The organism is Nocardia sp. JCM 34519.1, assembly GCF_020361265.1.
Taxonomy (GTDB): domain Bacteria; phylum Actinomycetota; class Actinomycetes; order Mycobacteriales; family Mycobacteriaceae; genus Nocardia; species Nocardia arthritidis_A.
Map to the genome: position 1 here is coordinate 55,439 of NZ_JAIRBR010000023.1, position 25,746 is coordinate 81,184.

Below are 25,746 nucleotides of genomic sequence, written 5' to 3' on the forward strand. Positions count from 1 at the left end.
TTCCCGCGAGCCGGTCACCGTCACGGCAGCCGTGCGGCGATATCGTCGATCGACCACGGCCCATCGGTTTCGATGGTCTTCACGTCGTGCCAGCCGGCCAATTCGGAGATGGCCCCGCCCTGCACCGCGAACACCTTGCCGGTGACCGGGCACTTGTCGGTGGCCAGATAGGCCACCAGCGGTGCGATATTGGCCGGGCTGAAGGCGTCGAACCCGCCGTCCTCGACATCCTCCGCCTCGGCCGCCATCATCGCACCCATGCCGGGAGTGGCCAGGGTGAGCCGGGTGCGCGCGATCGGCGCGATGGCGTTCACCCGCACGCCGTAGCGCGCGAGTTCGTCGGCGGCGACGAGGGTCAGCGCGGCGATCCCCGCCTTGGCCGCGCCGTAGTTGGCCTGTCCGGCGTTGGGGACCGTGGTGCCGGACGCGGAGGCGGTGTTGATCACCGCGGCGTTCGGCTGGTTGCCCGCCTTGCTCTGTTCCTTCCAGTACGCGGCGGCATGGTGCAGCACCGCGGCATGTCCCTTCAGGTGCACGGCGATCACCGCATCCCACTGGGACTCTTCCATGCCCGCGATGAACGCGTCGCGCAGAATACCCGCGTTGTTCACCACGACGTCGAGCCCACCGAACTCCGAAATAGCCTGGGCCACAAGATTCTTCGCGCCTTCCCAGGTGGCGACATTATCGGTGTTGGCGACCGCGCGGCCACCGGCGGCCAGTATCTCCTCGACCACCTCGTGCGCCGGGCCCGCGTCGGTGCCCTCACCGGCGTTGCTGCCGCCGAGGTCGTTGACCACGACCGCGGCGCCCTCCCGCGCGAAGAGCAGCGCGTGCTCACGGCCGATGCCGCGACCGGCGCCGGTGACGACGGCGACCCGTCCTGCCAATGCACCCATCGAGTGCCTCCTGTTCTCGTCCTGGGGATTTCAGTCCGCGATCTCGGCGAGCCCGTCGCTGAGCACGACGTCGTCTCCGCGCAGAGTTTCGAATGTGTATGTGGTGCGGCCGTTTTCGGAGCCCGCCCGCCAGATCCTGGTGACCAGATCGTCGCCGGGAAAGACCATCTTCGCGAAACGCACCGCGAAACGCTTCAGCCGGTCGACATCCGAATCGCCGACCGCGGTCAGCACCGCCCACGACGCGAAGGCCATGGTGCACAGCCCGTGCGCGATGATGCCGGGCAACCCGGCGTCCTTGGCGACCTGTTCGTCCAGGTGCAGCGGCACCGGGTCGCCGGAAGCCGGTGAGTAGCGGAAGGTTTGGTCGTCGTCCACGTGCTGCGCCACCACCGCGTCCGGTTCTCGCGCACGCAGTGCCTCGTCGAATTTGTGCGGCGGCGCTGCGGCGCCGACCGTCTTGCCCGCATCGATATTGCGGAAGAACGCGGTCAGGTACTGCTCGTTGACCAATTCCCCGGCGGCGGTGCGGCATTCGATGAGGATGGTGACGGTGCTGCCGTTGGAGCGCCCGGCGTAGCCGACGGCCTTGGCCCGCGAGACCAGCTCGTCACCGGGCCGGATCGCCCGATGGAAGTGGAAGTCCTGCTCCCCGTGCACGACTCGGCCGAAGATATCCAGCGGCACCACGTCGATGACCGGCATCATCATCGCCTCGAATACCGGGACGATGCCGAAGATCGGGGAGGCCACCTCGCCTTTCAGATGCGCCTCGATGGGATCGTTGGTGGCGGCGGCGTATTCGGCGATCCGCTCGCCGGTGACCGTGAACCGATCCTCGTCCGACCAAATCTCCAGGCCCGAATCGTCGAATTCGACGACCCGGGCCGCGGTTTCGGAGGTCATGCCGAGGCCAATGCGTCAAGCTGCTCGAGCGATTTGTCCAGCTGCTTGATGCCGTCCTTCTCCACCGCCTTGCCGAGCGCGCCCTTGATCAGCGCACCCTCGAAGTCACCGGAGACCACGATGGTGCTGCCGTCACCCTTCGGCTGGATGTCGAACGTGAATTCGGTTTTCACACCGGCCATTCCGGTGCCGCCGAGGGTCAGCTTATTCGGCGCGGCGATGGAAACGATTGTCCACTCCAGCTTGTTCGCCATGCCGAGCATGACGATCTTGGCGACCAGTTTGGCGCCCTCGCTCAGCACGGCGGGCGGCTCCTCCATGAAGCGCTCATGGATGGTGAACCACTTGTCCCAGGTCTGCGGGTCGGAGACCACCGCCCACAGCGCGTCCGGGGTGGCGTTGACGTCCTTGGTTGCTTCGATGTGGCCCATTTGTACTCCTCTTGATCTTGGTATTCCGGTCGGCGAAACTCGCCGTGGCGCAACGCAATCAGCGGTCGGCGCGCTGGTAGGCGGTGATGACGGCGGCGCCACCGAGGCCGATGTTGTGCTGCAGGGCCGCGGTCACGTTGTCCACCTGTCGCTTGTCGGCCGTGCCGCGCAGCTGCCAGGTGAGTTCGGAGCATTGCGCCAAACCCGTTGCGCCCAAGGGATGTCCCTTGGAGATGAGGCCGCCGGACGGATTCACCACCCATTTGCCGCCGTAGGTGGTCTGGTTCGCGTCGATCAGCTTCGGAGCCTCGCCGGGGCCGCACAATCCGAGCGCCTCGTACAGCAGCAGCTCGTTGGCGGAGAAGCAGTCGTGCAGCTCGATCACCTGGAAGTCCTCCGGCCCGAGTCCGGACTGCCGGTAAACCTGCTGCGCCGCTTGAACATTCATGTCATAACCGATGATGTTCTTGGCGCTGCCGTCGAAGGTGGACCTGAAGTCGGTGGTCATCGTCTGTCCGACGATCTCCACCGCCTGCCCGGCCAGATCGTGCTTGTCGACGAACTCCTCGCTCGCCAGGATCACCGCACCGGATCCGTCGGAGGTCGGCGAGCACTGCAGTTTGGTGAGCGGGTCGTAGATCATTCGCGAATTCAGGATGTCGTCGAGCGAATACTCGTCCTGGAACTGCGAATAGGGATTGTTCACCGAATGCTTGTGGTTCTTGTACCCGATTTTGGCGAAATGCTCTGCGGTGGAACCGTATTGCTTCATATGCTCACGGCCCGCGGCGCCGAACATCCACGGCGCCACCGGAAAGAGCACCTCGGAGATCTCGGCGAGCGCCAAAATGTGTTTGGCCATCGGCTGTTCCCGGTCGTCCCAGGTGGAGCCGAGCGAGCCGGGCTGCATCTTCTCGAAGCCGAGCGCCAGCGTGCACTGGGCCAGGCCGCCCCGAATCGCTTGTGCCGCAAGGTAAAGCGCGGTCGAACCGGTGGAGCAGTTGTTGTTGACGTTGACGACGGGGATACCGGTCATGCCCAGTTCATATACCGCGCGCTGGCCGGAGGTCGACTCGCCGTAGACGAAGCCGACGTAGGCCTGTTCGACCAGGTCGTAGGCGATACCCGCATCGGCGAGCGCCTTGGTACCGGATTCCCTGGCCATGTCCGGGTAGTCCCAGTCGCTGCCGTCCTCGTTCTTGCGACGGCCCGGCTTCTCGAACTTCGTCATGCCGACACCGACGACATAAACCCTGTTCGCCATCGAACTCCTCAGGTTGTGCCTGCCCGGCGCACTGCCGGGGGCCGTCCGCACCCGCGGCGGACGGCGCTGGCCGATCCAGCGGATCGTGCTGAAACAAACATACAGAGCTGTATGTAACACCGCAAGGGTCCGGCTCGGCCCGAGCGCGCCGACTGTGACCCAAAACACCCGGGTAACTGCCGTAACAGCGGCGTAATGACGCGGCAATTGCCTGTCCACAACCATGTACGAACTTCGAATGGTTGCTTTTTGTTTGAAGGAGAGAACGTGGTCGATGTCGATACCCGCTCGTCGAATACCGACGGGATAGCGGCCGCCAAAGAGACGCTGGAGGATTACACGCTGCGCTTCGCGCCGCGCAGCTACCGCAAGTGGAGTCCGGCAGTTGTCGGCATCTCCGCCCTCGGCGGCATCGCCTACCTGGCCGATTTCGCCATCGGCGCGAATATCGGCATCTCGTACGGCACCGGAAACGCCCTGCTCGGCATCGGCATCTTCGCGATCGTCATCCTGTTGACCGGATTCCCGCTGGCCTACTACGCAGCGCGCTACAACATCGATCTCGACTTGATCACGCGCGGTAGCGGTTTCGGCTACTACGGCTCGGTGATCACCAATATCGTATTCGCCTCGTTCACCTTCATCTTCTTCGCGCTCGAGGGGTCGATCATGGCCCAGGGCCTGAAACTCGGCCTGGGCGTGCCGCTTTGGCTGGGCTATGCCACCTCGACGCTGATCATCTTCCCGCTGGTCATCTACGGCATGAATACGTTGGCGAAGCTGCAGGTGTGGACGACGCCGCTGTGGCTGCTGCTGATGGTGCTGCCGTTCGGCTTCCTGCTGGTGCGCCATCCGGACTCGGTATCCGCATTCTTCGGTTACGGCGGTGAAAATGGTTCGGGTGTAAGCGTTTCCGGTGCGCTGCTGGCCGCGGGCGTATGCCTTTCGCTGATCGGTCAGATCGCCGAGCAGATCGACTACCTGCGCTTCATGCCGCCGCGCACGCCGGAGAACGCGCGCAAGTGGTGGGGCTGGATGCTGCTGGCCGGACCCGGCTGGGTGCTGTTCGGCGCGCTCAAGCAGGTGGTCGGCCTCTTCCTCGCGGTCTACCTGATCGCGAATCTGCCTGCGGCGCAAGGCATCGCCAACCAGCCGGTGCATCAGTTCCTGGAGATCTACCGCGATATGGTGCCGGGCTGGCTGGCCATGACCCTCGCCGTGGTGCTCGTGGTCATCAGCCAGATCAAGATCAACGTGACCAACGCCTACTCCGGCTCGCTGGCCTGGACCAACTCCTACACCCGGATCACCAAGACCTACCCGGGCCGACTGATCTTCCTAGGCGTGAACCTGGTGATCGCGCTGATCCTGATGGAAGCCAACATGTTCGACTTCCTCAACAATATTCTCGGCTTCTACGCCAACTGCGGTATCGCCTGGATCGTCACCGTCGCAACGGATATCGCGATCAACAAGTATCTGCTGAAGATCTCACCGAAGCGGCCGGAGTTCCGCCGCGGCATGCTCTACGACTTCAATCCCGTTGGGCTGGTTGGCTTCGGCCTGTCCGGGGCGCTGTCGATCATGACGTTCTTCGGTCTGTTCGGCGATCTGTTGAAGCCGTATTCGCCGCTGGTCGCGGTGGTGGTCGCATTCGTCGCGACGCCGATCACCGCGATCGCGACCAAGGGCCGGTACTACCTGCGCCGCGGCGACGACGGCATCGACCTGCCGATGTTCGACGAACACGGCAACCCGTCGGGTGAGCTGCTGACCTGCCATGTCACCGGAATGGAATTCGAGCGTCCGGATATGGTCGCCTCCGCGGTGCCCGGGCCCGAGGGCGAGATCCAGTACATCAGCTCACTGGCGCTCTCGACCGACCGGCACGGGGTGCACCTGCTGCCCGAGCAGCGCTGAACGCGAACGGCCGCCGGGCGATTCCGCTCGGCGGCCGTTACGGCATGCGGCACATGACCTTTCAGCCGGAGAGTTGGGTGCCTCCGAGCGTCGCGGCCGCGATGGTGCGCAGATGTACCGAGGCGCGCTGCCAGCGCCGGTGCGCCCGTTCGTTATCCGGATCGATGAAATTGGCCACCAGAATTCCGCGCAACGCGTCCATCGCGGTGTAGATGAAATCGCGAGCCTCCTTGCGCCGCATCTCATCCGGCACGAATCGGGCCACCGCCATCAGCACCGCGTTGTTGACGAACGGCTCCACCTTTTCCATCGCCGCGGCCAGCACCGGATCGGTGCGCCCGGCGACCCACAGTTCCGCGGTGGCGATGAACAGCGGCCCCTGGTGCAGTTCCCACAGGAAGTCGAGTGCGGCGCCCACCGGGTCGTCGCCGGTCTGCACCTTCGACATCTCCCGCATCGCGGTCTCCGCGCGCAGCTGGGCCAGGTGGCTGATGGCGGCGACCACCAGATCGGTCTTGGAGCCGAAGTGGTGCACCTGCGCGCCGCGGGTGACGCCGGCGCGCTCGGCCACCCTGGGCGTCGTCGTGCCCGTGTAACCGTATTCGACCAGACAGTCGATGGTCGCGTCGAGCAGCCGCGCCCGCATCTCGGTGCTGCGCTGCTCCTGGGTACGCCGCTGCGGTTTGGCGTCCACGGTCCTGGCCATCAGGCGATTCTACACTTACATACAGATCTGTATGTAGCTGCGGCTGTCACAGCGAAAACTTACGCTTCGTTTACGCCCGGATCTGGCAGCATGGGCGCACGGGGAACAGGATATCCCGTTGATCGTTGGGATAGGGGCCGGGGACGTTGTCGCTTGTTGAATATGATGCCGCACTGTCATTTTCGGGACGGTGTGCGCGATGAACCGCTGCACCCAACCCGATTGCGGCGGCACGATCGCCGACGGCTACTGCGATATCTGCGGTCTCGCACCGGAACCCGCGCCCCTCGGCGTGTTGAGCCCGACCGGGGAACCATCGACGGCCAAGCCGACGGGATGGGTGAATACCGGCCGCAGCAGGCGCGGCACCGCCCGCTCCTCCACCAGGTCCACCCGCTCGGCCCGCTCCAGCCGCGGCCGGCTCGGCGCGGGATTGGTCTCGATTCCCCAAGTGCCGTACCGGGATCCGACCACCGCGATCATGGCCGAGCCACGGGTGGCCGAACGCGACCGGTTCTGCAGCAGCTGCGGCAACCAGGTCGGGCGGGCGCACGACGGCGCGCCCGGCCGCACCGAGGGCTTCTGTACCAGGTGCGGCACCGCGTACTCCTTCACGCCCAAGCTGGTGGCGGGCGACCTGGTCGGCGGCCAGTACGAGGTGCTCGGCTGCCTGGCACACGGCGGTCTGGGCTGGATCTACCTGGCGCGCGACCACAATGTGAGCGACCGCTGGGTGGTGCTCAAAGGCCTGCTCGACACCGGCGACGCCGATGCCATGGCGGCCGCGATGGCCGAGCGGCAGTTCCTCGCCACCGTCGAGCACCCGAACATCGTCAAGATCTTCAACTTCGTCAACCATCCCGACCCGAGGACCGGCAATCCGGTCGGCTACATCGTGATGGAGTATGTCGGCGGCGCCTCGCTGAAAGAGCTTCGCTCCCAGCATGATTCCGACGGCTCGCTGCGCCCGCTGCCGGTGGCCGCCGCGCTGGCGTACCTGCTGGAGATCCTGCCCGCCATGGGGCATCTGCACGCCTCCGGGCTGCTGTACTGCGATTTCAAGCCGGACAACGTAATTCAGACCGAGGAGCAGCTCAAGCTGATCGACCTCGGCGCGGTGCGCCGGATGGACGACGCCGACAGCGTCGGTTACAAGACCGACGGCTACTGCGCACCGGAGCTGGAGGCCGAAGGGCCGTCCGTGGAATCGGATCTGTACACCGTCGGCCGCACGCTGGCGGTGCTGACCTTCAACTTCGATTTCCGGCACCGGTACCGGCACGAATTGCCGCCCGCCGCGGATGTGCCGGTGCTCGCGGCACATCCGTCGTTGCATCGGCTGCTGCTGCGGGCCACCGCCGCGGATCCGGACATGCGCTTCGGGTCTGCGACGGAGATGGCCGAGCAGGTCACCGGCGTGCTGCGCGAGGTGGTCGCCGCCGAGGAGGGGACGCCGCGCCCAGCGGTATCAACGGTTTTCACCGGAGAACGGCTGATTTTCGGTGCGGAGCAGCAGAATTGGCCGCTCGCGCTGGATCCGGTCGCGGTCGCGAGCGCATTGCCGGTGCCCCTGGTGGATCCGGCCGATTCGGCCGCCGGGCTGCTGGCCACCGCATCGGCCGCCGATCCTCGCCAGTTGCTCGGCACGTTGGCCGCCGCGCCGGTGCGCACCGTCGAGGTGCGGCTGGCACAGGTGCGCGCGTACCTCGCCGAACGCCGAATCGACTATGCCACCGACGAACTCGACGCGCTGGAGCAGACCGACGACGCGGATTGGCGGATCGTCTGGTATCGCGGGCTCACCGCGCTCGTCGCCCGCGATCCGGCCGCGGCGCGCGAATTCTTCGACACCGTCTACACCCTGCTGCCCGGCGAGCCCGCCGCCAAACTGGCGCTGGCCGCGGCGGCCGAGTGCGCGGGTGACGACGCCGCCGCAACCCGCCGCTACGAACAGGTTTGGCGCACCGATCACGGCTATCCAAGTGCCGCATTCGGTTTGGCGCGCACCCGAATGAGCCTCGGCGATATCGACGGCGCGATCGCCGCCGCGGAATCGGTTCCGGAGAGCTCCAGCCGGTACGTGGCGGCGCAGCTGGCCGCGATCCGGGCCCGCATCGGCGGCAATACGGAAAAGTATCTGGTCGACGCGGGCGATCGGCTCAACGCACTCGACCTCGCCCCCGAACGCAAGGCCTGGGCCAGGGTCGAGGTGCTGGAGGCGGCGCTGCGATTCGTCGACGGGCACGGGCAGCGGGCCGCCATCGCGGTGCTCGGCTGCCAACTCGCCGAAACCGCGCTGCGCCGCGCGCTGGAAACGGAGTTCCGCGGGCTGGCCCGGCTGGCGCCGGACCGTGCCGCCCGGCACGCACTCGTCCACCGCGCCAATACAATTCGCCCACTCAGCTGGTTTTAGAGGCAGGAACCATGACCACGGTCGCCGTCCGCCCGATGCCGCGTGTCGCGGCGCCGAAACTGCCCCGGTGGGAGACGCCGGAGCGGCTGCGCATCCTCGCCATCGCCTCGGTCGCCGTCACAGTGGTGCTCGCACTGGTCGTGGCCGCCTATGCGCGGACGACCGGCAAGGATATCGACACCATCGGGCATCGCACCGGACCGGCGGTGACAGCGACGGCCGATCTCGGCTTCGCCTTCGCCGATATGGACGCGCAACTGGCGAATGTGCTGCTGGCAGGGGCCGATCCGAATCTGGCCGGTGTCCGCGATGCGGCGCTGAAGGCCTTCGAATTGCGCCGCGTCCAAGCCGATACCGACCTGCAACAGGCCACCACGGTGGCCGGTGCGGACGCGGACAGTATCCGCAATCTGTTGGACCTGTTCGGCCGCTATCAGGCGCTGGCGGCGAAAACGTTGCAGCTCAACGATATCGACAAAGCCCCTGCGGGCAGGCCGTCCGCTCGTACGCTGCAGTCGTATCGCGACGCCACCGATGCGGTCCGCAATATGCTGAGCATTGCGCGGGATCTGACCGAATCCAATGGCAATGTTCTGCAACATGATTACCGCCATTCGCGGAGTGCGACCACGGCGGCGCGGGTCTGGTCGGCGCTGCTCGGCGTGCTCGCGCTGGCACTGCTGATCTGGTTGCAGGTACTGCTGCGGCTGCGGCATCGCCGCCGGGTCAATCCGGCGCTCGCGGCGGCGAGCCTCCTGGTGGTCGCGCTGATGGTCGGCGGATTCGCCGCGAATGCGGCTGCGGCGCAGCGACTCCGGGTCGCCAAGGAGGACGCGTTCGATTCGCTGATCGTGCTTCGCCTGGCCCACTCCGACAGTTCCGACGCCAACGCCTACGAAAGTCGCTACCTGCTCGCTCCGGAGCGGGCGGGGATGTACCAGTCCAGATTCCTGCTCAGCTCGGAACAACTCGCGCATTTCGGCGCGCACACCGTGCAGGAGTACAACACCTCGCTCGACCAGGCACTGGCCTCGTACCAGACGAACAAGAAGGTGACATTCGGCGGATTTCTCGGCGCCGAGGCAGGAAACATCACATCCCCCGACGAGCAAGCAGCCGTCGACACCATGCTGACGACCTACCAGACCTACCAGCACGACGACCTTCAAATCCGTTCGAAGACAAACGATCTGCCTGCGGCGATCGCCTTCGACACCGGCACGTCGAACTACGATTTCAACCAGTTCGACAAGGCGCTCGGGTCGGTCATCGACATCAACCAACACGCCTTCGACGCGGCGATCGCCGACAGCGAGGACGATCTCAGCGGCTGGACCGCGTGGCTGCCGTACGGCGCCGCCGCGCTTATCGCGGTGCTGGTACTGCTTGGAATTCGACCGCGCCTCGCCGAATATCGTTGAGCCTCAGGCCGGTCGGCGCCGGTTCGCGAACACCGTCGCGGTGAACAGCAGCACGCCGAGCACCGCGAGCATGGCGCCGACCGCGGCGGGCGCGGTGTAGCCGAGCTGGGCGGCGATCACCAGACCGCCGAGCCAGGCGCCCGCCGCGTTGGCGATATTGAGCGCCGCGTGGTTGAGCGCGGCGGCGAGGGTCTGCGCGTCGGCGGCCACATCCATCAGCCGGGTCTGCAGACCGGGCGCCAGCGCGGCCCCCGCCCCGCCGATCAGGAATGCGCCGAGCGCCGCCGTGTACGGATTGTGCGCCGCGGCAACGAAACCCGCGAGGATGACGGCCATCGCGATCATCGCGGCGAAGATCGCGCGATCCACCCCGCGGTCGGCCAGCACCCCGCCGACGATATTGCCGGTCACCATGCCGACGCCGAACAGCATCAGCACCAGCGGCACCAACCCGGCGGACATGCCGCCGACGGTGGTGAGCGTGGTGGTGATGTAGGTGTACACGGCGAACATGCCGCCGAAGCCGATCGCGCCGACCAGCAGGGTCAGCAGCACCTGTGGGCGGCGCAGCGCGCCGAGTTCGGTCATCGGGTTGGTCACGGTGATGCCGGTGAGCTCGGGCACGAAGCGGATGAGCGCCGCCACCGTCGCCACCCCGATAACCGCGACGACGACGAACGCGTCGCGCCAGCCGAGGTGCTGGCCGAGCCAGGTCGCGGCGGGGACGCCGATCACATTGGCCGCGCTGAGCCCGAGCATCACGGCCGCAACGGCTTTCGCCCGCTGCCCGACCGGCGCGAGGGTGGCGGCCGCGAGCGAGGCGACGCCGAAGTACGCGCCGTGCGGCAGCCCGGAGACGAAGCGCGCGAGCACCAGCGTCGCGAACGACGGCGCGACGACCGAGGCCGCGTTGCCGACGGTGAACGCGACCATCAACAGCACCAGCAGCCGTTTGCGCGGCACCCGCGCGCACAGCGCCGCGATCAGCGGTGCGCCGAGCACCACGCCGAGCGCGTAGGCGGAGACGGCATGCCCCGCGGTCGGCTCCGAGACGTGCATGGTGGCCGCGATATCCGGCAGCAGGCCCATGGTGGCGAATTCGGTGGTGCCGATCCCGAATCCGCCGAGCGCCAGCGCCAGCATCGCCGGGATATGCCAATCCGTCCGCCCGGGCTCGACGCGGGCGGGTCGCTGGGTATCGATGGCGCTGATCACGTATTCATGAAACCGGCCGTTGAGCATATCCGCTTCCCGAGTAAACGTGACGTCCACCACCGCCGTGTTAAAAATCTGTGCAGGTCAGCTAATAGAAATGGGCAAATCAGGCAGGCAGGCCACCCAGCCCAGCTACTACCGAATGGAACTTAGTTACCGCAAAGCCGTTGAACCGCAGTCGATCCGGGCCCCAGCCCCGCTCGGCCGACGTCGACGCACGGGCCCACTCGAGCCCGCCGATCGGCCGCCAAGTGATCATCGGCACATCGCCGGTCCGGCCGCGCCGCCGAACGCACCCATCGAACAAGCGAATGTACAAGTCTGGCAACGCTATTCGCGCGGCCACCCGCCTACCTTCACTCCCGGCGATTGCGAACGAAAGAACCACCGGGTCGATCGAACCCAGGGCCTGACATACCGCTGGATGAGTACGACGTCCGGGCACCGAAGAGTTCCGGTGCGGATCGGCAACCGCCGCCGTGCCCTGCGGCGGCGTAAGCGATCACGAGTGCGGCGTCGATAGACTTCGCCGTATCGACAAACCTCTGTCACGGGCGGCGTTCCTGCGCGGCGCGCTGGGTACCGGAGCGGCGTTGGCCTGCTCCGGTGTGCCGCTGTTGGCCGCGGGCACCGCACACGCGGAACCACAAGTGCCGCAACGGGATTGGGGCAAACTGCGCAAGGATGTACAGGGCCGGGTGCTGCTGCCCGGCGAGGCCGACTACGCGGCGGCGAAGCGCTTGTTCGACACCCGGTTCGACGCGGCGCTGCCCGCGGCGGTGGTGCAGGCCGCGACCACCGATGACGTCCAGGCCGCGCTGACCTTCGCCGCGGCGAACGGCCTCGCGACAACCGCGCGCGGCGGCGGCCACTCCTACACCGGCGCCTCGGCCGCCGATGGCACCGTCGTGGTCGATCTGCGCAAGGTCGACGACATCCGCTACGACCCGGCCCCGGGTCCGGACGCGCCCACCGGACACGTCACCGTCGGCGCGGGTGCGTCGACTTTCGCGGTACAAGACCGGCTCGCGCCGTTCGCGCAGACCCTTCCGCTCGGCACCTGCCCGACCGTCGGCGTCGCGGGCAGCGCGCTCGGCGGTGGTATCGGCGTCGAATCCCGCGCGTACGGGCTGACCTGCGACCGGCTCAGCGCCGCGACGCTGGTGCGCCCCGACGGCCGCCTGGTCGATATCTCCGCGACACAGGAACCCGACCTGTTCTGGGCGCTGCGCGGCGGTGGCGGCGGCCAGGTCGGCGTCGTGACATCGCTGACCTTCCGCACCTGCCCGGGAACCGCCAAAGATATTGTGCGGCTGACCTTTCCGAGCGGGTCGGCGACCCGGGTGCTCACCGGCTGGGCCGAATGGCTGCGCACCGCGGACCGATCCGCCTGGGCCAAAGCGGAATTCGCCGTACGGGACGGCGACGTCACCACCGACGTGCTGCTGGTCTGCCCGGCGGGCACCGGGGCCGCGAACATCACCGCCATCACCGCTTCCGCAAGCGCCACACCGGTTTCCGTCGACAGCCACACCCTCGGCCAGCGCGACGCCGCGCTACTTCTGGCGGGCAGCACCACCGATCCCGGTCACACCGCCTTCGTCGCGGGCTCCGACGTACTGATCGACCTGCCGCCGGAGAACGCCGACGTGATCGTCGAAATCCTCACGGCGCGAGCACGATCCGGTGCCACCGGCGGCCTGCTCGTCGACCCGCTCAACGGTGCGGTCGGCGATATTCCCTTCGACTACACCGTCTTCCCGTGGCGCGACCACATCGCCCTGCTGCAGTGGTTCGTCTCCGAACCCGCCGACCCGGGCGAGGCGGCGCGGTGGATCGCCGCCGCACACGAACGTCTCGGCGCGCATTCGGTCGGCGGCTACGTCAACTATCTCGAGCCGGCGGATTCCCCGCGCCGCTACTTCAAAGACAATCTCGATCGGCTGCGTCGCATCCGCGCGGGAACCGACCCCGGCGACCGGATGCGCTCCTCCCCCGCCCTTTGGTAACCCATTGCGCGGCAAACGGTTTCAGACCGCGGTAGTGGCCACCAGCAGGAGGTATTCGAAGCGGAATGCCGCGGCCCCGGCCGTGCCGACATCGTGGCGCCGCGCCAGATCGTACAGATCCCGGCGCAGTGCGGCGGTCCGGCCGGGCCGATCCCGCACCGCCTCGAAGGCCGCCTGGATCGGCCCGAATGTGGTCATGAAGAAATCGGCGAATTCGACCGGTGTCGCCGCACCGCGGGTGTACCCGTGCGTCGTATACGACAGCGTCGCGAGCCGATCGCCGAACAGCGACCGGACGTGTTCGGGATCGCCCCACAGCCGCACCGGCAGCGCGTCGGGCGCGGGCGGATCGTAATGGGCCAGCGTGGCAAGGATTTCGCAGACCCAGGAGCGCCGGGTCCAGCAAATCATCCCGATGGTGCCGCCGGGTTTGGTCACCCGAACCAACTCGTCGGCGACGTCCTGGTGGCGTGGCGCGAAAATCGCACCGACCGAGGAGGTCACCACGTCGAAGGTGTGATCGGAGAAGGGCAGCCGCTGAGCATCACCGCGCACCCAATCGAGCCGGGCGCCGCAGGCCGCCGCCTCCGCACGACCGGCCGGGAAATTCTCGGTGGTGATATCCGAGGCGATCACCTCGGCACCGGCGAGTGCCGCAGGAATCGCGGTATTGCCGGTCCCCGTACCGACATCGAGCACCCGCAGGCCCGGCCGGATATCGCAGGCGGCAACCAGTTTCGGGCCGAAGTCCCAGAGTGCCATCTTGGCGAATCGGTGATAGTCGCCGAGCGCCCATTCCGAACTGATCGGCGCGCTGGCGCCACCGTCGTACGCGATCACCATGGCACTGTTCCTCCGGCTAGACGGGCGTGAAACGTTGCACACTGCCATTGTCGAACCGGTTTGCCAAAAGTTCGCTGTGATCTGCGCCGCACCGGAAAACAGCTCGGGCACCCGTCCCACCGTGCGGTGGTACGAGTGCCCGTGTCCGTCGCCCGGCGCCGGGCGAATCCCAGCGCCGGGGTATTACTCGGCTCTGCGCAGTTAGCGGACAGCGCGGCCGGACAAGCTCAGCGCAGGGCGCGAGCCAGGTTCGCGTCGAGCGCGGAGAGGAATTCCTCGGTGGTGAGGTAGCCCTGATCGCCGCCGACCAGCAGCGCCAGGTCCTTGGTCATCTGGCCGCCCTCGACGGTCTTGATGACGACATCCTCCAGCGTCTGCGCGAAGCCGATCACCTCGGGGGTGTTGTCCAGCTTGCCGCGATGCTCGAGGCCGCGGGTCCAGGCGAAGATCGACGCGATCGGGTTGGTCGAGGTCGGCTTGCCCTGCTGGTGCTGGCGGTAGTGCCGGGTGACTGTGCCGTGCGCGGCCTCCGCCTCACAGGTCTTGCCGTCCGGGGTGAGCAGCACCGAGGTCATCAGGCCGAGCGAGCCGAAGCCCTGCGCGACGGTGTCGGACTGCACGTCGCCGTCGTAGTTCTTGCACGCCCAGACGTAACCGCCCTCCCACTTCATGGAGGAGGCGACCATATCGTCGATGAGACGGTGCTCGTAGGTGAGGCCCGCCGCGTCGAACTGGGTCTTGAACTCGGCGTCGAAGATGTCCTGGAAGGTGTCCTTGAACATGCCGTCGTACGCCTTGAGGATGGTGTTCTTCGTGGAGAGGTACACCGGGTAGTTCTGCTGCAGCCCGTAGTTGAACGACGCCCGCGCGAAGTCCTCGATCGACTTCTTGAAGTTGTACATACCGAGCACGACGCCGCCGTCCTCGGGGATCTTCACGACCTCGTGGACGATCGGCTCGCTGCCGTCCTCCGGGGTGAAGGTCAGGGTGACGGTGCCCGCCTGGTGCACCTTGAAGTCGGTGGCGCGGTACTGGTCGCCGAAGGCGTGGCGGCCGATGATGATCGGCTTGGTCCAGCCGGGAACCAGTCGCGGAACGTTGGAGATGATGATCGGCGCGCGGAAAATGGTGCCGCCGAGAATGTTGCGGATGGTGCCGTTCGGCGACTTCCACATCTTCTTGAGGCCGAATTCCTTGACCCGGGCCTCGTCCGGGGTGATGGTGGCGCACTTGACGCCGACGCCGTGCTGCTTGATGGCGTTGGCCGCGTCGATGGTGACCTGGTCGTCTGTCTTGTCGCGGTATTCGATGCCGAGGTCGTAGTACTCGAGGTTCACGTCGAGATACGGGTGGATCAGCTTGTCCTTGATGAACTGCCAGATGATCCGAGTCATCTCGTCGCCGTCTAGTTCTACGACGGTGCCTTCAACCTTGATCTTGGACATGGATCTTCGTGTCCTCCTAGGATGGTGCCCTCATTGCACGGCCAGGCGAACACGCTTGTGAGCGGACCCCAGCTGTTCAACAGACAACGTATATGCCCCGCGTTGTCCGCGGGACGCGTGGTGCAAACAAGACAAGCGTACTGCTGCCGATGATCTCGGTGTGCGGGTGCCCCCACGAGTGACGGACACCACCCAGGCTACCGATCGGTACGCGGGACCGGCACCCGCGCGACCAGCAAGGACCCGTAAACGCGGCAATCCGCGTGCCGCATCGCACATTTCGATGCGGCACACGAACCGTGCGCTCAGACCCCGACGGCCACCAGTTGCTCGGCGTCGCCCTCGATCAGATTCCGCGGCCGGTCCCTGATCATCAGCGCGATGACCGGGATGGCGGCGACGAAGAATCCGGCGCCGATATAGAACGCCACGTCGTAGCTGTGAATCGCGGCGCGCGCGAACAGGTTGTCCAGCCCCTGATGCCCGGTCAGGTAACTCTTCTGCGCCTGTACCGAGATGGTGGTCAGCAGTGCGGTGCCGACCGCGCCGCCCACCTGCTGCCCGGCGTTCAGCAGCGCGCTCGCCACACCCGAATCCTTCGCCTCGACCTGATGCAGCGCGACGGTCTGCATGCTGACGAACAGCGGACCCATGCCGAGCGCGATCAGCGCCTCGGCGGGCAGCACGACGGTGGCGTAGCCGTCGCCGTAACCGAGCCGCGCCAGCCACAGCAGGCCGATCGTGCCGAGCACGGCGCCCGCGATCATCAGCGGACGCGGCCCGATCTTCGGCAGCAGCGCACTGGAGACACCCGCGGAGATCGCGATACCCGCGGGGAAGGGCAGGAAGGCGATGCCCGCCTTCAACGACGAGTAACCGAGCGTCACCTGGAAGTAGTAGCTCAGGAACAGGAACATCGCGAACATGGCGATCGGCAGCAGCAGTGCGGACAGGTAGGCTCCGCCGCGGTTGATCTCGCCCGGAATGTGCAGCGGCAGAAGCGGATTCGCCGACCGCCGCTCGATCGCGACAAAGGCGAGCAGCAGCGCGGCGCCCGAGATGAGGAAGCCGAGCGTCGTCGCCGCCAGCCAGCCGTCCTCGGCGGCGCGACTGAACCCGTACACCACCGCGACCAGACCGAGCGTCACCGTGACGGCGCCGGGCACGTCGTAGCCGCCGGTCCGCGGCGCGGGCACATCCTTGACGACGAACAGCAGCGCACCGATCAGCGCGAGCAATGCGACCGGCGTGTTCACCAGCAGGCACCAGCGCCATGAGGCGTATTCGGTGAGCGCGCCGCCCGCGATCAGCCCCAACGCGGCGCCGCCCGCGGAAATGCCCGCGAATACGCCGAATGCCCTGGCCCGCTCCTGCGGCTCGGTGAAGGTCACCGACAGCAGCGACAGCGCGGCCGGGGCGAGCAGCGCCGCGAACGCGCCCTGCAGGCCGCGCCCGACGAACATCTCCGCGCCGTTCTGCGCGAGTCCGGCAAGTGCCGACGCGGCGGCGAAGCCGACCAGGCCGGTGATGAAGATGTTGCGCCTGCCGAGGTAGTCGGCCAGCCTGCCGCCGAGCAGCAGCAGACCACCGAAGATCAGCGTGTATGCGGTGACCATCCACTGCTTGTTGCCATCGCTGATGCCCAGATCCCGCTGCGCGAACGGCAGCGAGATGGTCACGATGGTCGCGTCGAGCACCACCATCAGTTGGGCCAGGCCGATGACCCCGAGCGCCCACCAGCGCGCCGAACCTCCTTGTCTGTCAGAGGTTTTCATTGCGGTTTCCGTGCTCACGGCTATCTCCTGTCGATCGGATGCCGATATCCTGTCATCAGCAGACATTTGTCGTCAAGAGAAAAATGTCGCACTACGACATTTGGCGGTTAAGGACATGAGAACGCCGGGTTGCGCTAAGGTGAGGACCATGCTCGAGTCATCGATGCCGACGGGCGCCGCGGCGGACAGCGGCACGGGCGCCGCGTCCACCGCCCGGCCGAGCCTGCGTGAACGCAAAAAGCAGCAGACCAGGACCCGGATCATCGAGGTCGCGCTGCGCCTTTGCGCCGCAAGGGGTTTCGATGCGACCACGGTCGAGCAGATCGCCGATGCCGCGGACGTCTCCGCGCGCACGATCAACCGCTACTTCGACAGCAAAGAGGACATCGTGCTCGCCACCGTCCTCGACTTCGGCACCGAGGTGGCCGAGGCCCTGCGCGGCCTGCCGGTCCGCGGCAACGAGCTGGAATCGCTGTGCGAGGCGTTCCTTCAGGTGGTTGACGCCGCGGCGGCCGGCGGCGGACCCGTTCCGTTCGAGCAGTTCCAGCAGCTGCAGCGAATCATCCGCGACGCACCGTCGGTGGCCGCGCGGCAGCGCGAGATGTCCGATACGAAGAACGTCATGCTGGCCACGGTGCTCGCCGAGCGGCTCGGCGCCACGCCGGACAGCATCACCGTCCGGCTCGTGCTGAACACCTGGCAAGTCATCGGCCAACTGTCCATGGAACAGTCCAACGAGGCGGTGCTCAACGGCGACCTGGGGGTCGCGGCCCGCGCCGCCCGCGACCGGCTCACCGAGACCTACAACGAATTCGTGCGCACGTGCGCGGGGGCGCGGTCGGTCGAATCGCTGTGACATAGACCATCGATTTCGAACCGCGCGCGTTCGCCGGTTACCATATCCGTCAGGTCATGAGTACCAGCGCCAAGCCCCGGCTCGCTGGTCGGCAACCCTCCAGCTGCGGTGGGGTGCTCCGGGTGATGACCGGGCTCCCGAAAGTCGGGAAGCAAGCGCGCTGTCAGGAGGTCATCCCTATGTGTTGTCGCTGTCGTCTGCGCATCCCCCAAAGACCGCCTGGCACAACATCTTCGGAGTAAGTCATGACCGTCATCGACCCCACCGCCTGGTCGTTCGAAACCAAGCAGATCCACGCGGGCCAGTCCCCCGACGACACCACCGGCGCCCGCGCCCTGCCGATATACCAGACCACCTCGTACGTGTTCCGCGACACCGATCACGCGGCCGCCCTGTTCGGGCTGAGCGAGCCGGGCAACATCTACACCCGCATCATGAACCCCACTCAGGACGCGGTCGAGCAGCGCATCGCGGCGCTGGAGGGCGGCGTCGCCGCGCTGCTGCTGGCGTCCGGACAGGCCGCGGAGACCTACGCGATCCTGAACCTGGCCGGGGCGGGCGATCACATCGTGTCCAGCCCGCACCTCTACGGCGGCACCTACAACCTCTTCCACTACTCGCTGCCCAAGCTCGGCATCGAGGTCTCGTTCGTCGACGACCCCGACGACCTGGCCCACTGGCAGGCGGCGATCCGGCCGAACACCAAGGCGCTCTACGGCGAAACGATCGCCAACCCGAGCAGTTCGGTGCTCGACATCCCCGGCATCGCGCAGGTCGCGCACGCCGCGGGGCTGCCGCTGATCGTCGACAACACGGTCGCGACCCCGTACCTGATCCAACCGCTGGCGCACGGCGCCGACATCGTCGTGCACTCGGCGACCAAATACCTGGGCGGGCACGGCGCCGCCATCGCGGGCGTGATCGTCGACGGCGGCACCTTCGACTGGACGGTCCGCGACGCCGACGGCGCGCACCGCTACCCCGGCTTCACCACCCCCGACCCGAGCTACCACGGCGTCGTCTTCGCCGATCTCGGCGCGCCCGCTTTCGCGCTCAAGGCCCGGGTGCAGTTGCTGCGCGATCTCGGGGCCGCAGTGGCGCCGTTCAACGCATTCCTGATCGGCCAAGGCCTCGAGACATTGAGCCTGCGGGTCGAACGGCACGTCGCGAACGCGAAGGCGGTCGCCGAATTCCTCTCGACTCACCCGGCGGTCGAGCGGGTCTTCTACGCCGGACTGCCGAGCTCGCCGTGGTATGAGATCGGCCGGAAAATTGCCCCTAAAGGTGTGGGGGCGATCGTCGCATTCGAGCTAAAAGGCGGCGTAGACGCAGGTAAGCGCTTCGTCGACGCGCTCGTGCTGCATTCGCACGTGGCTAATATCGGTGACGTGCGATCTTTGGTCATTCATCCCGCGTCGACCACGCACTCGCAGTTGACGCCGGAGGAGCAGCTCGCTGCGGGCGTCACACCGGGCCTCGTGCGCCTGGCGGTGGGTATCGAAGGCATCGACGACATCCTCGCCGACCTGCGCGCCGGTTTCACGGCGGCGACGACGTGACCGTGGAGATCGAACCGAGTACGTTGCGCGTTTCGGGGGTGGCGTTGCCGCCCCCGAACGGGGAGCTCGGCATCATTCCGATCGGCGACGTGCGCCTGGAGAGCGGTGCGGTACTGCCGGATGTGCATCTGGCCGTGCAGCGCTGGGGCACGCTCTCGGCGGCACTGGACAACGTGGTGCTGGTCGAGCACGCGCTCACCGGCGATTCGCACGTCGTCGGCTCGCCGGACGATATCCACCCGCTGCCGGGTTGGTGGGACGGCATGGTCGGTCCGGGCGCGCCGCTGGACACCGACGAATGGTGCGTCATCGCGACCAACGTGCTCGGCGGCTGTAAGGGCAGCACCGGGCCATCCTCCCTGGCGCCGGACGGAAGGCCTTGGGGCGCAAGGTTTCCCGAGATCTCCATCCGCGACCAGGTGACCGCCGAGGCGCAGTTGTTCGATCTGCTCGGCATCTCCAGGCTGGCCGCCGTCGTCGGCGGCTCGATGGGCGGCATGCGGGTGCTGGAGTGGATGACCGGTGCGCCGTCGCGCGTCGGCGCGGCCCTGGTGCTCGCCGTCGGAGCCCGCGCCACCGCCGACCAAATCGGTACCCAGACAACGCAAATTGCGGCGATCAAGGCCGATCCGGACTGGCAGGGCGGCGACTACCACGACACCGATCGCGCACCGATGACCGGTATGGGCCTGGCCCGCCGCATCGCCCACCTCACCTACCGCACCGAGGCCGAACTCGATCACCGCTTCGAGAACCGGGCGCAGGGCGCGGAGGATCCGTGGAACGGCGGCCGCTACGCGGTGCAGAGCTACCTGGAACACCAGGCCGAAAAGCTTTGCAACCGTTTCGATCCCGCCACCTACGTACTGCTCACCGAGGCGATGAACCGGCACGACGTCGGGCGCGGCCGCGGCGGTATCGCCGCGGCGCTCGCGGCCACCCCCGTCCCCTGCGTCGTCGGCGGCGTCGACTCCGACCGCCTGTACCCGCTGCACACCCAGCAGGAACTGGCCGATCTACTACCGGGTTGCGAAGGGCTCGAGGTGGTCCACTCCCGCGACGGGCACGACGGATTCCTCACCGAAGCGGCGGCGGTCTCGAAACTCCTCACGGAGACAATGCGTTTGGCGCGGCTGCACCAGGGTGGCCGAAACGGCTGAGCGGCAGTGCCCGTCGAAAGCTCAAGGACCGGGCTGGATTCGGCCCGCCAACAGGCCGACGATGGACTGGACGAACGCCTCCAGCCGTTCGCGCGGATAGGTTTCGGGATCGCTGACGGCCATGCGGCCCAGCATTTCGGCGACGGTCAGCAGCGAGTCGGTGACCAGTTCGGAATCCATTGCGGCCCAGCGGGGGTCGACGGCGAAACCCATCCGGACCAGCGCCTCGGCCTGGTCGAAGATGCCGGCGCGGGAGCTGCGGATGGCCTCGCGGAATTCGGCGGGCGCGCTGCCGGGACCGGCGAGGATGAGCCGCCAACGGGTCGGATTCTCCAGTGCCACACCGACGAACGCCTCGACGGTGGCGGAGGCGGCGACGATCGGGTCGGCGCCCATCAGGTTCGTCGGCAGGGTTTCGGCGACCTGCTCCAGCCCGCGTTCGCGCTCCCGTTCCAGCAGGGCCGCAACCAATTCCGCGCGGGTCTTGAAGACGGTGTACAGCACCGGTTTTCCGACGCCCGCCTGCTGTGCGACCGCTTCCATGCTCAGCTCGTGTAATTCCATCCGGCCGAGGACTTCGAAGGCGGCGTCGAGGAGTTGGGCGCGGCGCTGTTCGGGTGGCAGGCGTGGCGCGTAGCGCCGTCGCGGCCGGTCCGCCGCGCGTGATGTGGTCACCACCGATTCACCTCCCATCGCCCATCCTGTCAGCCGGGTTCCCGATAACAAATCCTACGCGACCGTTGTATTCGTCACGGGTAATTGCTACGGTTGCGTTGTATTCGCTGTTTCGCTCGGCGACCGCTGCAAAGGAGCAGGTAGATGACCTTCGATCCGACCACCCTCCGCCGGGACGACTACGGATTCTTCGGCCCGGGCTCGCCGAGTTGGAAGATATGGACCGCGCCCACCGCGGTGATCGGGTTCCAGCGCGCGGTGGTCCTGGAACACTTCGATCCGTTCCTGACCGCGGCCGTCGCCGATTCGCGCGGCATCTACACCGATCCGCGCAGCCGCCTGGACAACACCTTCGCCTACTTCCTGCTCGTCGCGGTCGCCGACGGCCGCACCGCGATCCAGGCCTCCGAACATCTGATGCAGGTGCACGCCAAGATGACCGGCATCGAACCGATCAGCGGCAAGCGCTACAGCGCCAACAACCCGGAATCCCAACTGTGGATCCACATCACCGGCTGGCATTCGGTGCTCGAGGCATACGAGGTGTTCGGTCCCGGGCCGCTGAGCCCCGAAGAGGAGAGCCGCTACTGGGCCGAATGCGCGATCGCGGCCGAGTTGCAGACCTGCAAGCCGGAGGATGTGCCCCGCTCCCGGGACGAGGTTCGCGAGTATTTCGCGAAAGTCCGTCCGCGCCTTTGCAGTTCGGAGCGCGCCGAGGAGGGCATGCATCATCTGCTGTGGACCTCGCCGCGCAACGGCGCCGGGCTGAGCTACGCGCTCGGCAGCAGGCTGCTCTCACTGGCGTCCGTTGCCACACTGCCGAAATGGATGCGCAAGCTGGGCCACTTCGACCGGCCCGGCATCGTCGATCTCGCGGTGCGGATTCCGGCGCGGATCATCGTGTGGCTGGCCAGCCGGTTCAACTCGTTCGGAATGATCAAGTCGGCGCCCTACATCGCGCCGATGGCCGGGCAGATCCTGGAACAGCACCTGAAGATGGAACCGCCGACGCGGCAGGAGACCATCACGCCCGCCGAGGCACGGCGGCTGTACGGAACACACGGATCGCGCGCCGTATCCTCGGTTAGCTGAATCTCGTTGCGCGGCACCAGTTCTAGGACTCCATCGCCGCGCGGCGAGCCGCCTCGATCTCGTAGATATTCGTCTCTATCCAGAGCCGCGATGGGGACGTGCAGGCCGTGCCCGAGCTCGGTGAGGGCGTATTCGACCCGCGGCGGTACGGTGGGATGCACTGTGCGCGTTACGGATCCGTCCACCTCCAACTGACGCAGCGTCTGCGTGAACATCTTCTGCGATACGCCGTCGATGCAGATCGGTATAACGCATCCCGCCGCATCACGGGCGCCGCCCACTGGCGCACACTGTGCTCACCGAGCGTTATGGTGCCTGAATCGCCTGTGGTCCTTGGGTTTTCAGGCGACGCCGAGCGGGTTTACGGTGTAGGCGATCAGCACTATCGCGGTGCCGAGCAGGGTCAGCGCACCCACATCGAACGGTTTGCTGCGCACCGCCAGCAAACCGACCCGGTCGGTGGGCAGGCAGAGCCGGAATGCGGCGGCGAGTAGCGTCGCGCCACCGAAGAACAGCGCGCCGCGGCGCCACCGATCCGAGGCGACCAGGATCACCGCCAATACGATGACCACCGTCACCACCAGCATCGGCAGATGGCACCGCAGGAACTGCCGCCACACAGGCGCACCCTTTTCGACGTCGGTCACCCCACGATTCTTGCAGACGCCGGTGTACGTCCGAGCTACCGATGAACACATTGCCGAAGGAATCCGGGGCCTGCCGCCGATGCCGGGCTACGGTTAGTGTGCGATTTGCCAGTTTCTTGCTGTGCGGTGCGCGCCGATCGCGCATTCGCCGGACGACAGGCGGAGGTACTCGGCGACGGCCAGGTGCCCGGTGAGTGAGGGTGAGGCGAATATGCGAACGATCCTGATTGCGGCCGCGGCGGTGCTCGCGGTGGGTGGTCTGGTGGGCTGCACCGACAGCGGGACCACCGACGGCGGGAAGCCGACCGGTACCGCGAACACACCCGCCGCGGCCTCCGCCGGTAACCGGACGACCGAAAACAGTGCTCCGCAAAAGGTTTCGACCACCTTGCCGACCAAGAACGACGCGACCGTCGACGCCCGCGACTACCAGCAGGGCCAGGCCTTCTACTTCCAGTCGCCGAGCGGAAACATCCTGTGCGGGTTCAACGTTCAGGGCGGGGCGACGGTGGGCTGTCAGCTGGCGCAGGCCACGTCGGTCCCGCCGGAACTGGCCGACTGCGGCACCCGCCCCGACCGCGAGGTCGCCGCCGAAATCACCGGCACCACACCCAAATTCAGATGCCTCAATCAGGGCCTCTACGTAGGCCAGCCGCTGGACGGCGGCACAAAAGGCGGCGGCAAGGTCCTCCCCTACGACGCCACCATCATCGTCCGCGGCGCCGCATGCACCTCCCTGCGCACCGGCGTCCGCTGCGACATAGGCGGCCACGGCTTCACCCTCGCCGCCGAAGCCCAATCCCTCTTCTGACCCGCCCGGTCGGTTGACCGAGGCTGTCGGCGGTACGCGCAATCATCCTGGTTAACTACCATCCGTGTTCCATTTGATGTTTCACGAGCCGGTGATTCCGCCGAATACCGGGAATGCGATTCGGTTGGTGGCGGGGACCGGATGTGAGTTGCATCTGATCGAGCCGCTGGGGTTCGATCTGTCGGAGTCGAAGCTGCGCAGGGCCGGGTTGGACTATCACGACCTGGCCTCGGTGACGGTGCACGAAAGTCTCACTGCCGCTTGGGAAAAGCTGCGGCCGGAGCGGGTGTTCGCGTTCACGACGCAGGCCACGGTGCGGTATACCGATATCGCCTACCGGCCGGGGGACGTGCTGCTGTTCGGAACCGAGCCCACCGGGCTGCCGCGGCAGGTGCTCGACGACCCGCATATCACCGAGCAACTGCGCATCCCGATGTTGCCGGGGCGTCGCTCGATGAACCTGTCGAATGCCGCCGCGGTCACCGTCTACGAGGCGTGGCGTCAGCTCGGCTTCCCCGGTGGTATCTAAATTTCCACTTCGAACCGCTTGAATCGGGAACTCGCCCCCGCCGCCAACCGGACCGCGCTCTTCGCGACCCCGAAATGCGCGGCGAGCAGTTCGATCGCCGCCTTGTTCGCCTTGCCCTCGACGGCGGGCGCCCGCACGTACAGCTGCAGGGTGCCGTCGTCGAGGGTTTCGACGAGCGGCCCCTTACGGCTGTTCGGTTTGATCGTTGCCCGCACTACCGTCGGCGGCACCGGCTGCTCCTGTCTCGGAGGTTCCCGCCGGAACGGCCTGCTTCGCAACCTCCGGCTTTTCCACCGCCGATTGTTCCGAACGAGACTTCCCGCGCCACCGCCGCACCCCGCGCACGATCGCGAGCACCAATGCCGCGAGCACGCCGAGGAAGCCGAGCCACGGAATCGCCTTACCGGTGAACACCACCGCGTCCTTCAGCCAGTTCACCAGCGAATGCCAGCCGGAAACGATCCCGTCGCCGAAGTTGTCGGCGCTGGAACTCTTTGCCTTACTTGTGATTTCGATGGTCAGCGTGGAGAGCGCGATCTCGTCGTCGAGGTGCTTCTTCTGCGCGGTGAGGCTGTCGAGCTCGCCCTGCCTGCCCGACAGCGCGTTCTCGGCGGCGATCAGATCGGCGGTGTTGGTCGCGCCGGCGATGAGCCCGCGCAACCGGTCCACGGAGGCTTGCAGCGCCTTGATGCGCGCGTCGAGATCCTCCCAGCGCATGGTGACGTCGTCGCGGTTGGTGCTCACCTTGGTGACCTTGCCGATGCCGTCGAGTCCGGTGATGAATTTGTCGGTCTGGTCGGCGGGCACCCGCACGGTCAACGTCGCCTGCGCCGGTTTGTCGTCGGCGCCGGGTTGTTCGGTCCGGCTGTCGACCCGGCCGCCCGCATCCCGCACCCGATCGGCGATCTGCTGCGCCGCGTCGATCGGGTGCTCGACGGTGATGTCGACCGTGCCGGTGACGACCTCCTTGCGGTCTGTGACGATATCCGGCGCGTTCTTGCCGACCGGCCCTGAGCGCTGATCCAGCATGCCCGGCGCGGGTGCGGCCGGTGCGAACGTCCCCGAGACAGTAGGCTTCGGCTTGTCGCTGGCGGTGTTGCTACCGCAGGCGACAAGCGCGGCCATGACCGAGATCCCTACGAAAATAACCGTCAGCCTTCGCATGATCGC

The 25,746-nt window shown here is 66.9% G+C and carries 23 protein-coding genes, 1 pseudogene and 1 riboswitch; of the genes and pseudogenes, 10 read left to right on the forward strand and 14 right to left on the reverse strand.

Annotated features, from left to right (window positions below; genetic code table 11):
* Window positions 1–20 precede the first annotated feature (20 nt).
* Genes LGY53_RS36520 through LGY53_RS36535 form a run of 4 tightly spaced genes read right to left on the reverse strand, consistent with a single transcriptional unit; the run spans window position 21 to window position 3,500 of the window.
* Entirely contained in the window at window positions 21–899 is an 879-nt protein-coding gene (locus tag LGY53_RS36520; protein WP_225731268.1) for an SDR family oxidoreductase, read from the reverse strand.
* A 30-nt stretch (window positions 900–929) separates the two neighbouring features.
* Window positions 930–1,805 carry a MaoC family dehydratase gene (locus LGY53_RS36525; RefSeq protein WP_225731269.1) on the reverse strand — a complete coding sequence of 292 codons (876 nt, stop codon included), beginning with the start codon at window positions 1,803–1,805 and terminating at the stop codon, window positions 930–932.
* Window positions 1,802–2,236 (reverse strand): SRPBCC family protein, encoded by a 435-nt coding sequence (locus LGY53_RS36530; protein ID WP_167472288.1) that lies wholly within the window; start codon window positions 2,234–2,236, stop codon window positions 1,802–1,804. The genes LGY53_RS36525 and LGY53_RS36530 overlap by 4 nt, the downstream gene beginning before the upstream one ends.
* 58 nt (window positions 2,237–2,294) lie before the next feature.
* Window positions 2,295–3,500 (reverse strand): lipid-transfer protein, encoded by a 1,206-nt coding sequence (locus tag LGY53_RS36535; RefSeq protein ID WP_225731270.1) that lies wholly within the window; start codon window positions 3,498–3,500, stop codon window positions 2,295–2,297.
* A 195-nt stretch (window positions 3,501–3,695) separates the two neighbouring features.
* On the opposite strand from LGY53_RS36535, the gene LGY53_RS36540 reads away from it, so the two are divergent.
* Complete coding sequence (locus LGY53_RS36540) at window positions 3,696–5,420, forward strand: cytosine permease (protein ID WP_374111286.1); 1,725 nt, start codon at window positions 3,696–3,698, stop codon at window positions 5,418–5,420.
* 61 nt (window positions 5,421–5,481) lie between these two features.
* Here LGY53_RS36540 and LGY53_RS36545 read toward each other — a convergent pair whose 3' ends face one another.
* On the reverse strand, window positions 5,482–6,126 hold the full coding sequence (locus tag LGY53_RS36545; protein ID WP_225731272.1) for a TetR/AcrR family transcriptional regulator: 645 nt from the start codon (window positions 6,124–6,126) through the stop codon (window positions 5,482–5,484).
* Window positions 6,127–6,325: 199 nt separating this feature from the next.
* Here LGY53_RS36545 and LGY53_RS36550 point away from each other — a divergent pair, with 199 nt between their 5' ends.
* Both LGY53_RS36550 and LGY53_RS36555 read left to right on the forward strand, forming a co-directional pair.
* Window positions 6,326–8,539, forward strand: a complete 2,214-nt coding sequence (locus tag LGY53_RS36550; protein ID WP_225731273.1) for a serine/threonine-protein kinase — start codon at window positions 6,326–6,328, stop codon at window positions 8,537–8,539.
* Between the two features lie 11 nt (window positions 8,540–8,550).
* Window positions 8,551–9,960 carry a hypothetical protein gene (locus LGY53_RS36555; RefSeq protein ID WP_225731274.1) on the forward strand — a complete coding sequence of 470 codons (1,410 nt, stop codon included), beginning with the start codon at window positions 8,551–8,553 and terminating at the stop codon, window positions 9,958–9,960.
* Window positions 9,961–9,963: 3 nt separating this feature from the next.
* Here LGY53_RS36555 and LGY53_RS36560 read toward each other — a convergent pair whose 3' ends face one another.
* Window positions 9,964–11,103: an MFS transporter gene (locus tag LGY53_RS36560; RefSeq protein WP_225731323.1), complete on the reverse strand. Its 1,140-nt coding sequence runs from the start codon at window positions 11,101–11,103 to the stop codon at window positions 9,964–9,966.
* Between the two features lie 665 nt (window positions 11,104–11,768).
* On the opposite strand from LGY53_RS36560, the gene LGY53_RS36565 reads away from it, so the two are divergent.
* Entirely contained in the window at window positions 11,769–13,184 is a 1,416-nt protein-coding gene (locus tag LGY53_RS36565) for an FAD-binding oxidoreductase (protein ID WP_225731275.1), read from the forward strand.
* A gap of 21 nt (window positions 13,185–13,205) precedes the next feature.
* Here the strand turns inward: LGY53_RS36565 and LGY53_RS36570 are convergent, their stop codons facing one another.
* The 3 genes from LGY53_RS36570 to LGY53_RS36580 all read right to left on the reverse strand — a co-directional run bounded on the left by LGY53_RS36570 (window position 13,206) and on the right by LGY53_RS36580 (window position 17,247).
* Entirely contained in the window at window positions 13,206–14,027 is an 822-nt protein-coding gene (locus LGY53_RS36570) for a class I SAM-dependent methyltransferase (protein ID WP_225731276.1), read from the reverse strand.
* 227 nt (window positions 14,028–14,254) lie between these two features.
* Complete coding sequence (locus LGY53_RS36575; protein ID WP_225731277.1) at window positions 14,255–15,472, reverse strand: NADP-dependent isocitrate dehydrogenase; 1,218 nt, start codon at window positions 15,470–15,472, stop codon at window positions 14,255–14,257.
* 305 nt (window positions 15,473–15,777) lie between these two features.
* Complete coding sequence (locus LGY53_RS36580) at window positions 15,778–17,247, reverse strand: MFS transporter (protein ID WP_225731278.1); 1,470 nt, start codon at window positions 17,245–17,247, stop codon at window positions 15,778–15,780.
* Between the two features lie 148 nt (window positions 17,248–17,395).
* Between LGY53_RS36580 and LGY53_RS36585 the strand changes: the two genes are divergently transcribed.
* The 3 genes from LGY53_RS36585 (at window position 17,396) to LGY53_RS36595 (ending at window position 20,822) form a co-directional block, all read left to right on the forward strand.
* Window positions 17,396–18,103 carry a TetR/AcrR family transcriptional regulator gene (locus LGY53_RS36585; protein ID WP_225731279.1) on the forward strand — a complete coding sequence of 236 codons (708 nt, stop codon included), beginning with the start codon at window positions 17,396–17,398 and terminating at the stop codon, window positions 18,101–18,103.
* A gap of 52 nt (window positions 18,104–18,155) precedes the next feature.
* A riboswitch (SAM riboswitch) is annotated at window positions 18,156–18,267 on the forward strand.
* Between the two features lie 81 nt (window positions 18,268–18,348).
* Entirely contained in the window at window positions 18,349–19,662 is a 1,314-nt protein-coding gene (locus LGY53_RS36590) for a bifunctional o-acetylhomoserine/o-acetylserine sulfhydrylase (protein WP_225731280.1), read from the forward strand.
* The gene (locus tag LGY53_RS36595; protein WP_225731281.1) at window positions 19,659–20,822 is read left to right on the forward strand and encodes a homoserine O-acetyltransferase; all 1,164 of its coding nucleotides are present in this window, start codon (window positions 19,659–19,661) and stop codon (window positions 20,820–20,822) included. The genes LGY53_RS36590 and LGY53_RS36595 overlap by 4 nt, the downstream gene beginning before the upstream one ends.
* A gap of 21 nt (window positions 20,823–20,843) precedes the next feature.
* Here the strand turns inward: LGY53_RS36595 and LGY53_RS36600 are convergent, their stop codons facing one another.
* A complete protein-coding gene (locus tag LGY53_RS36600) occupies window positions 20,844–21,515 on the reverse strand; it encodes a TetR/AcrR family transcriptional regulator (protein ID WP_225731282.1) in 672 nt (223 codons plus the stop codon).
* A 126-nt stretch (window positions 21,516–21,641) separates the two neighbouring features.
* On the opposite strand from LGY53_RS36600, the gene LGY53_RS36605 reads away from it, so the two are divergent.
* Window positions 21,642–22,589, forward strand: a complete 948-nt coding sequence (locus LGY53_RS36605; RefSeq protein WP_225731283.1) for an oxygenase MpaB family protein — start codon at window positions 21,642–21,644, stop codon at window positions 22,587–22,589.
* 140 nt (window positions 22,590–22,729) lie between these two features.
* Here LGY53_RS36605 and LGY53_RS44295 read toward each other — a convergent pair.
* Both LGY53_RS44295 and LGY53_RS36615 read right to left on the reverse strand, forming a co-directional pair.
* Window positions 22,730–22,804: pseudogene (locus LGY53_RS44295) on the reverse strand (transcriptional regulator); the annotation flags it as partial.
* 126 nt (window positions 22,805–22,930) lie between these two features.
* Window positions 22,931–23,176 carry a DUF3017 domain-containing protein gene (locus tag LGY53_RS36615; RefSeq protein WP_225731324.1) on the reverse strand — a complete coding sequence of 82 codons (246 nt, stop codon included), beginning with the start codon at window positions 23,174–23,176 and terminating at the stop codon, window positions 22,931–22,933.
* 250 nt (window positions 23,177–23,426) lie between these two features.
* Here LGY53_RS36615 and LGY53_RS36620 point away from each other — a divergent pair, with 250 nt between their 5' ends.
* Window positions 23,427–24,047 carry a hypothetical protein gene (locus LGY53_RS36620; RefSeq protein WP_225731284.1) on the forward strand — a complete coding sequence of 207 codons (621 nt, stop codon included), beginning with the start codon at window positions 23,427–23,429 and terminating at the stop codon, window positions 24,045–24,047.
* A gap of 64 nt (window positions 24,048–24,111) precedes the next feature.
* Window positions 24,112–24,576: a tRNA (cytidine(34)-2'-O)-methyltransferase gene (locus LGY53_RS36625; RefSeq protein WP_225731285.1), complete on the forward strand. Its 465-nt coding sequence runs from the start codon at window positions 24,112–24,114 to the stop codon at window positions 24,574–24,576.
* On the opposite strand, the gene LGY53_RS36630 is transcribed toward LGY53_RS36625, so the two are convergent.
* Both LGY53_RS36630 and LGY53_RS36635 read right to left on the reverse strand, forming a co-directional pair.
* Window positions 24,573–24,806 (reverse strand): DUF167 domain-containing protein, encoded by a 234-nt coding sequence (locus tag LGY53_RS36630; RefSeq protein ID WP_225731286.1) that lies wholly within the window; start codon window positions 24,804–24,806, stop codon window positions 24,573–24,575. The genes LGY53_RS36625 and LGY53_RS36630 overlap by 4 nt on opposite strands.
* A complete protein-coding gene (locus tag LGY53_RS36635) occupies window positions 24,760–25,740 on the reverse strand; it encodes a DUF4349 domain-containing protein (RefSeq protein WP_225731287.1) in 981 nt (326 codons plus the stop codon). The genes LGY53_RS36630 and LGY53_RS36635 overlap by 47 nt, the downstream gene beginning before the upstream one ends.
* Window positions 25,741–25,746 lie beyond the last annotated feature (6 nt).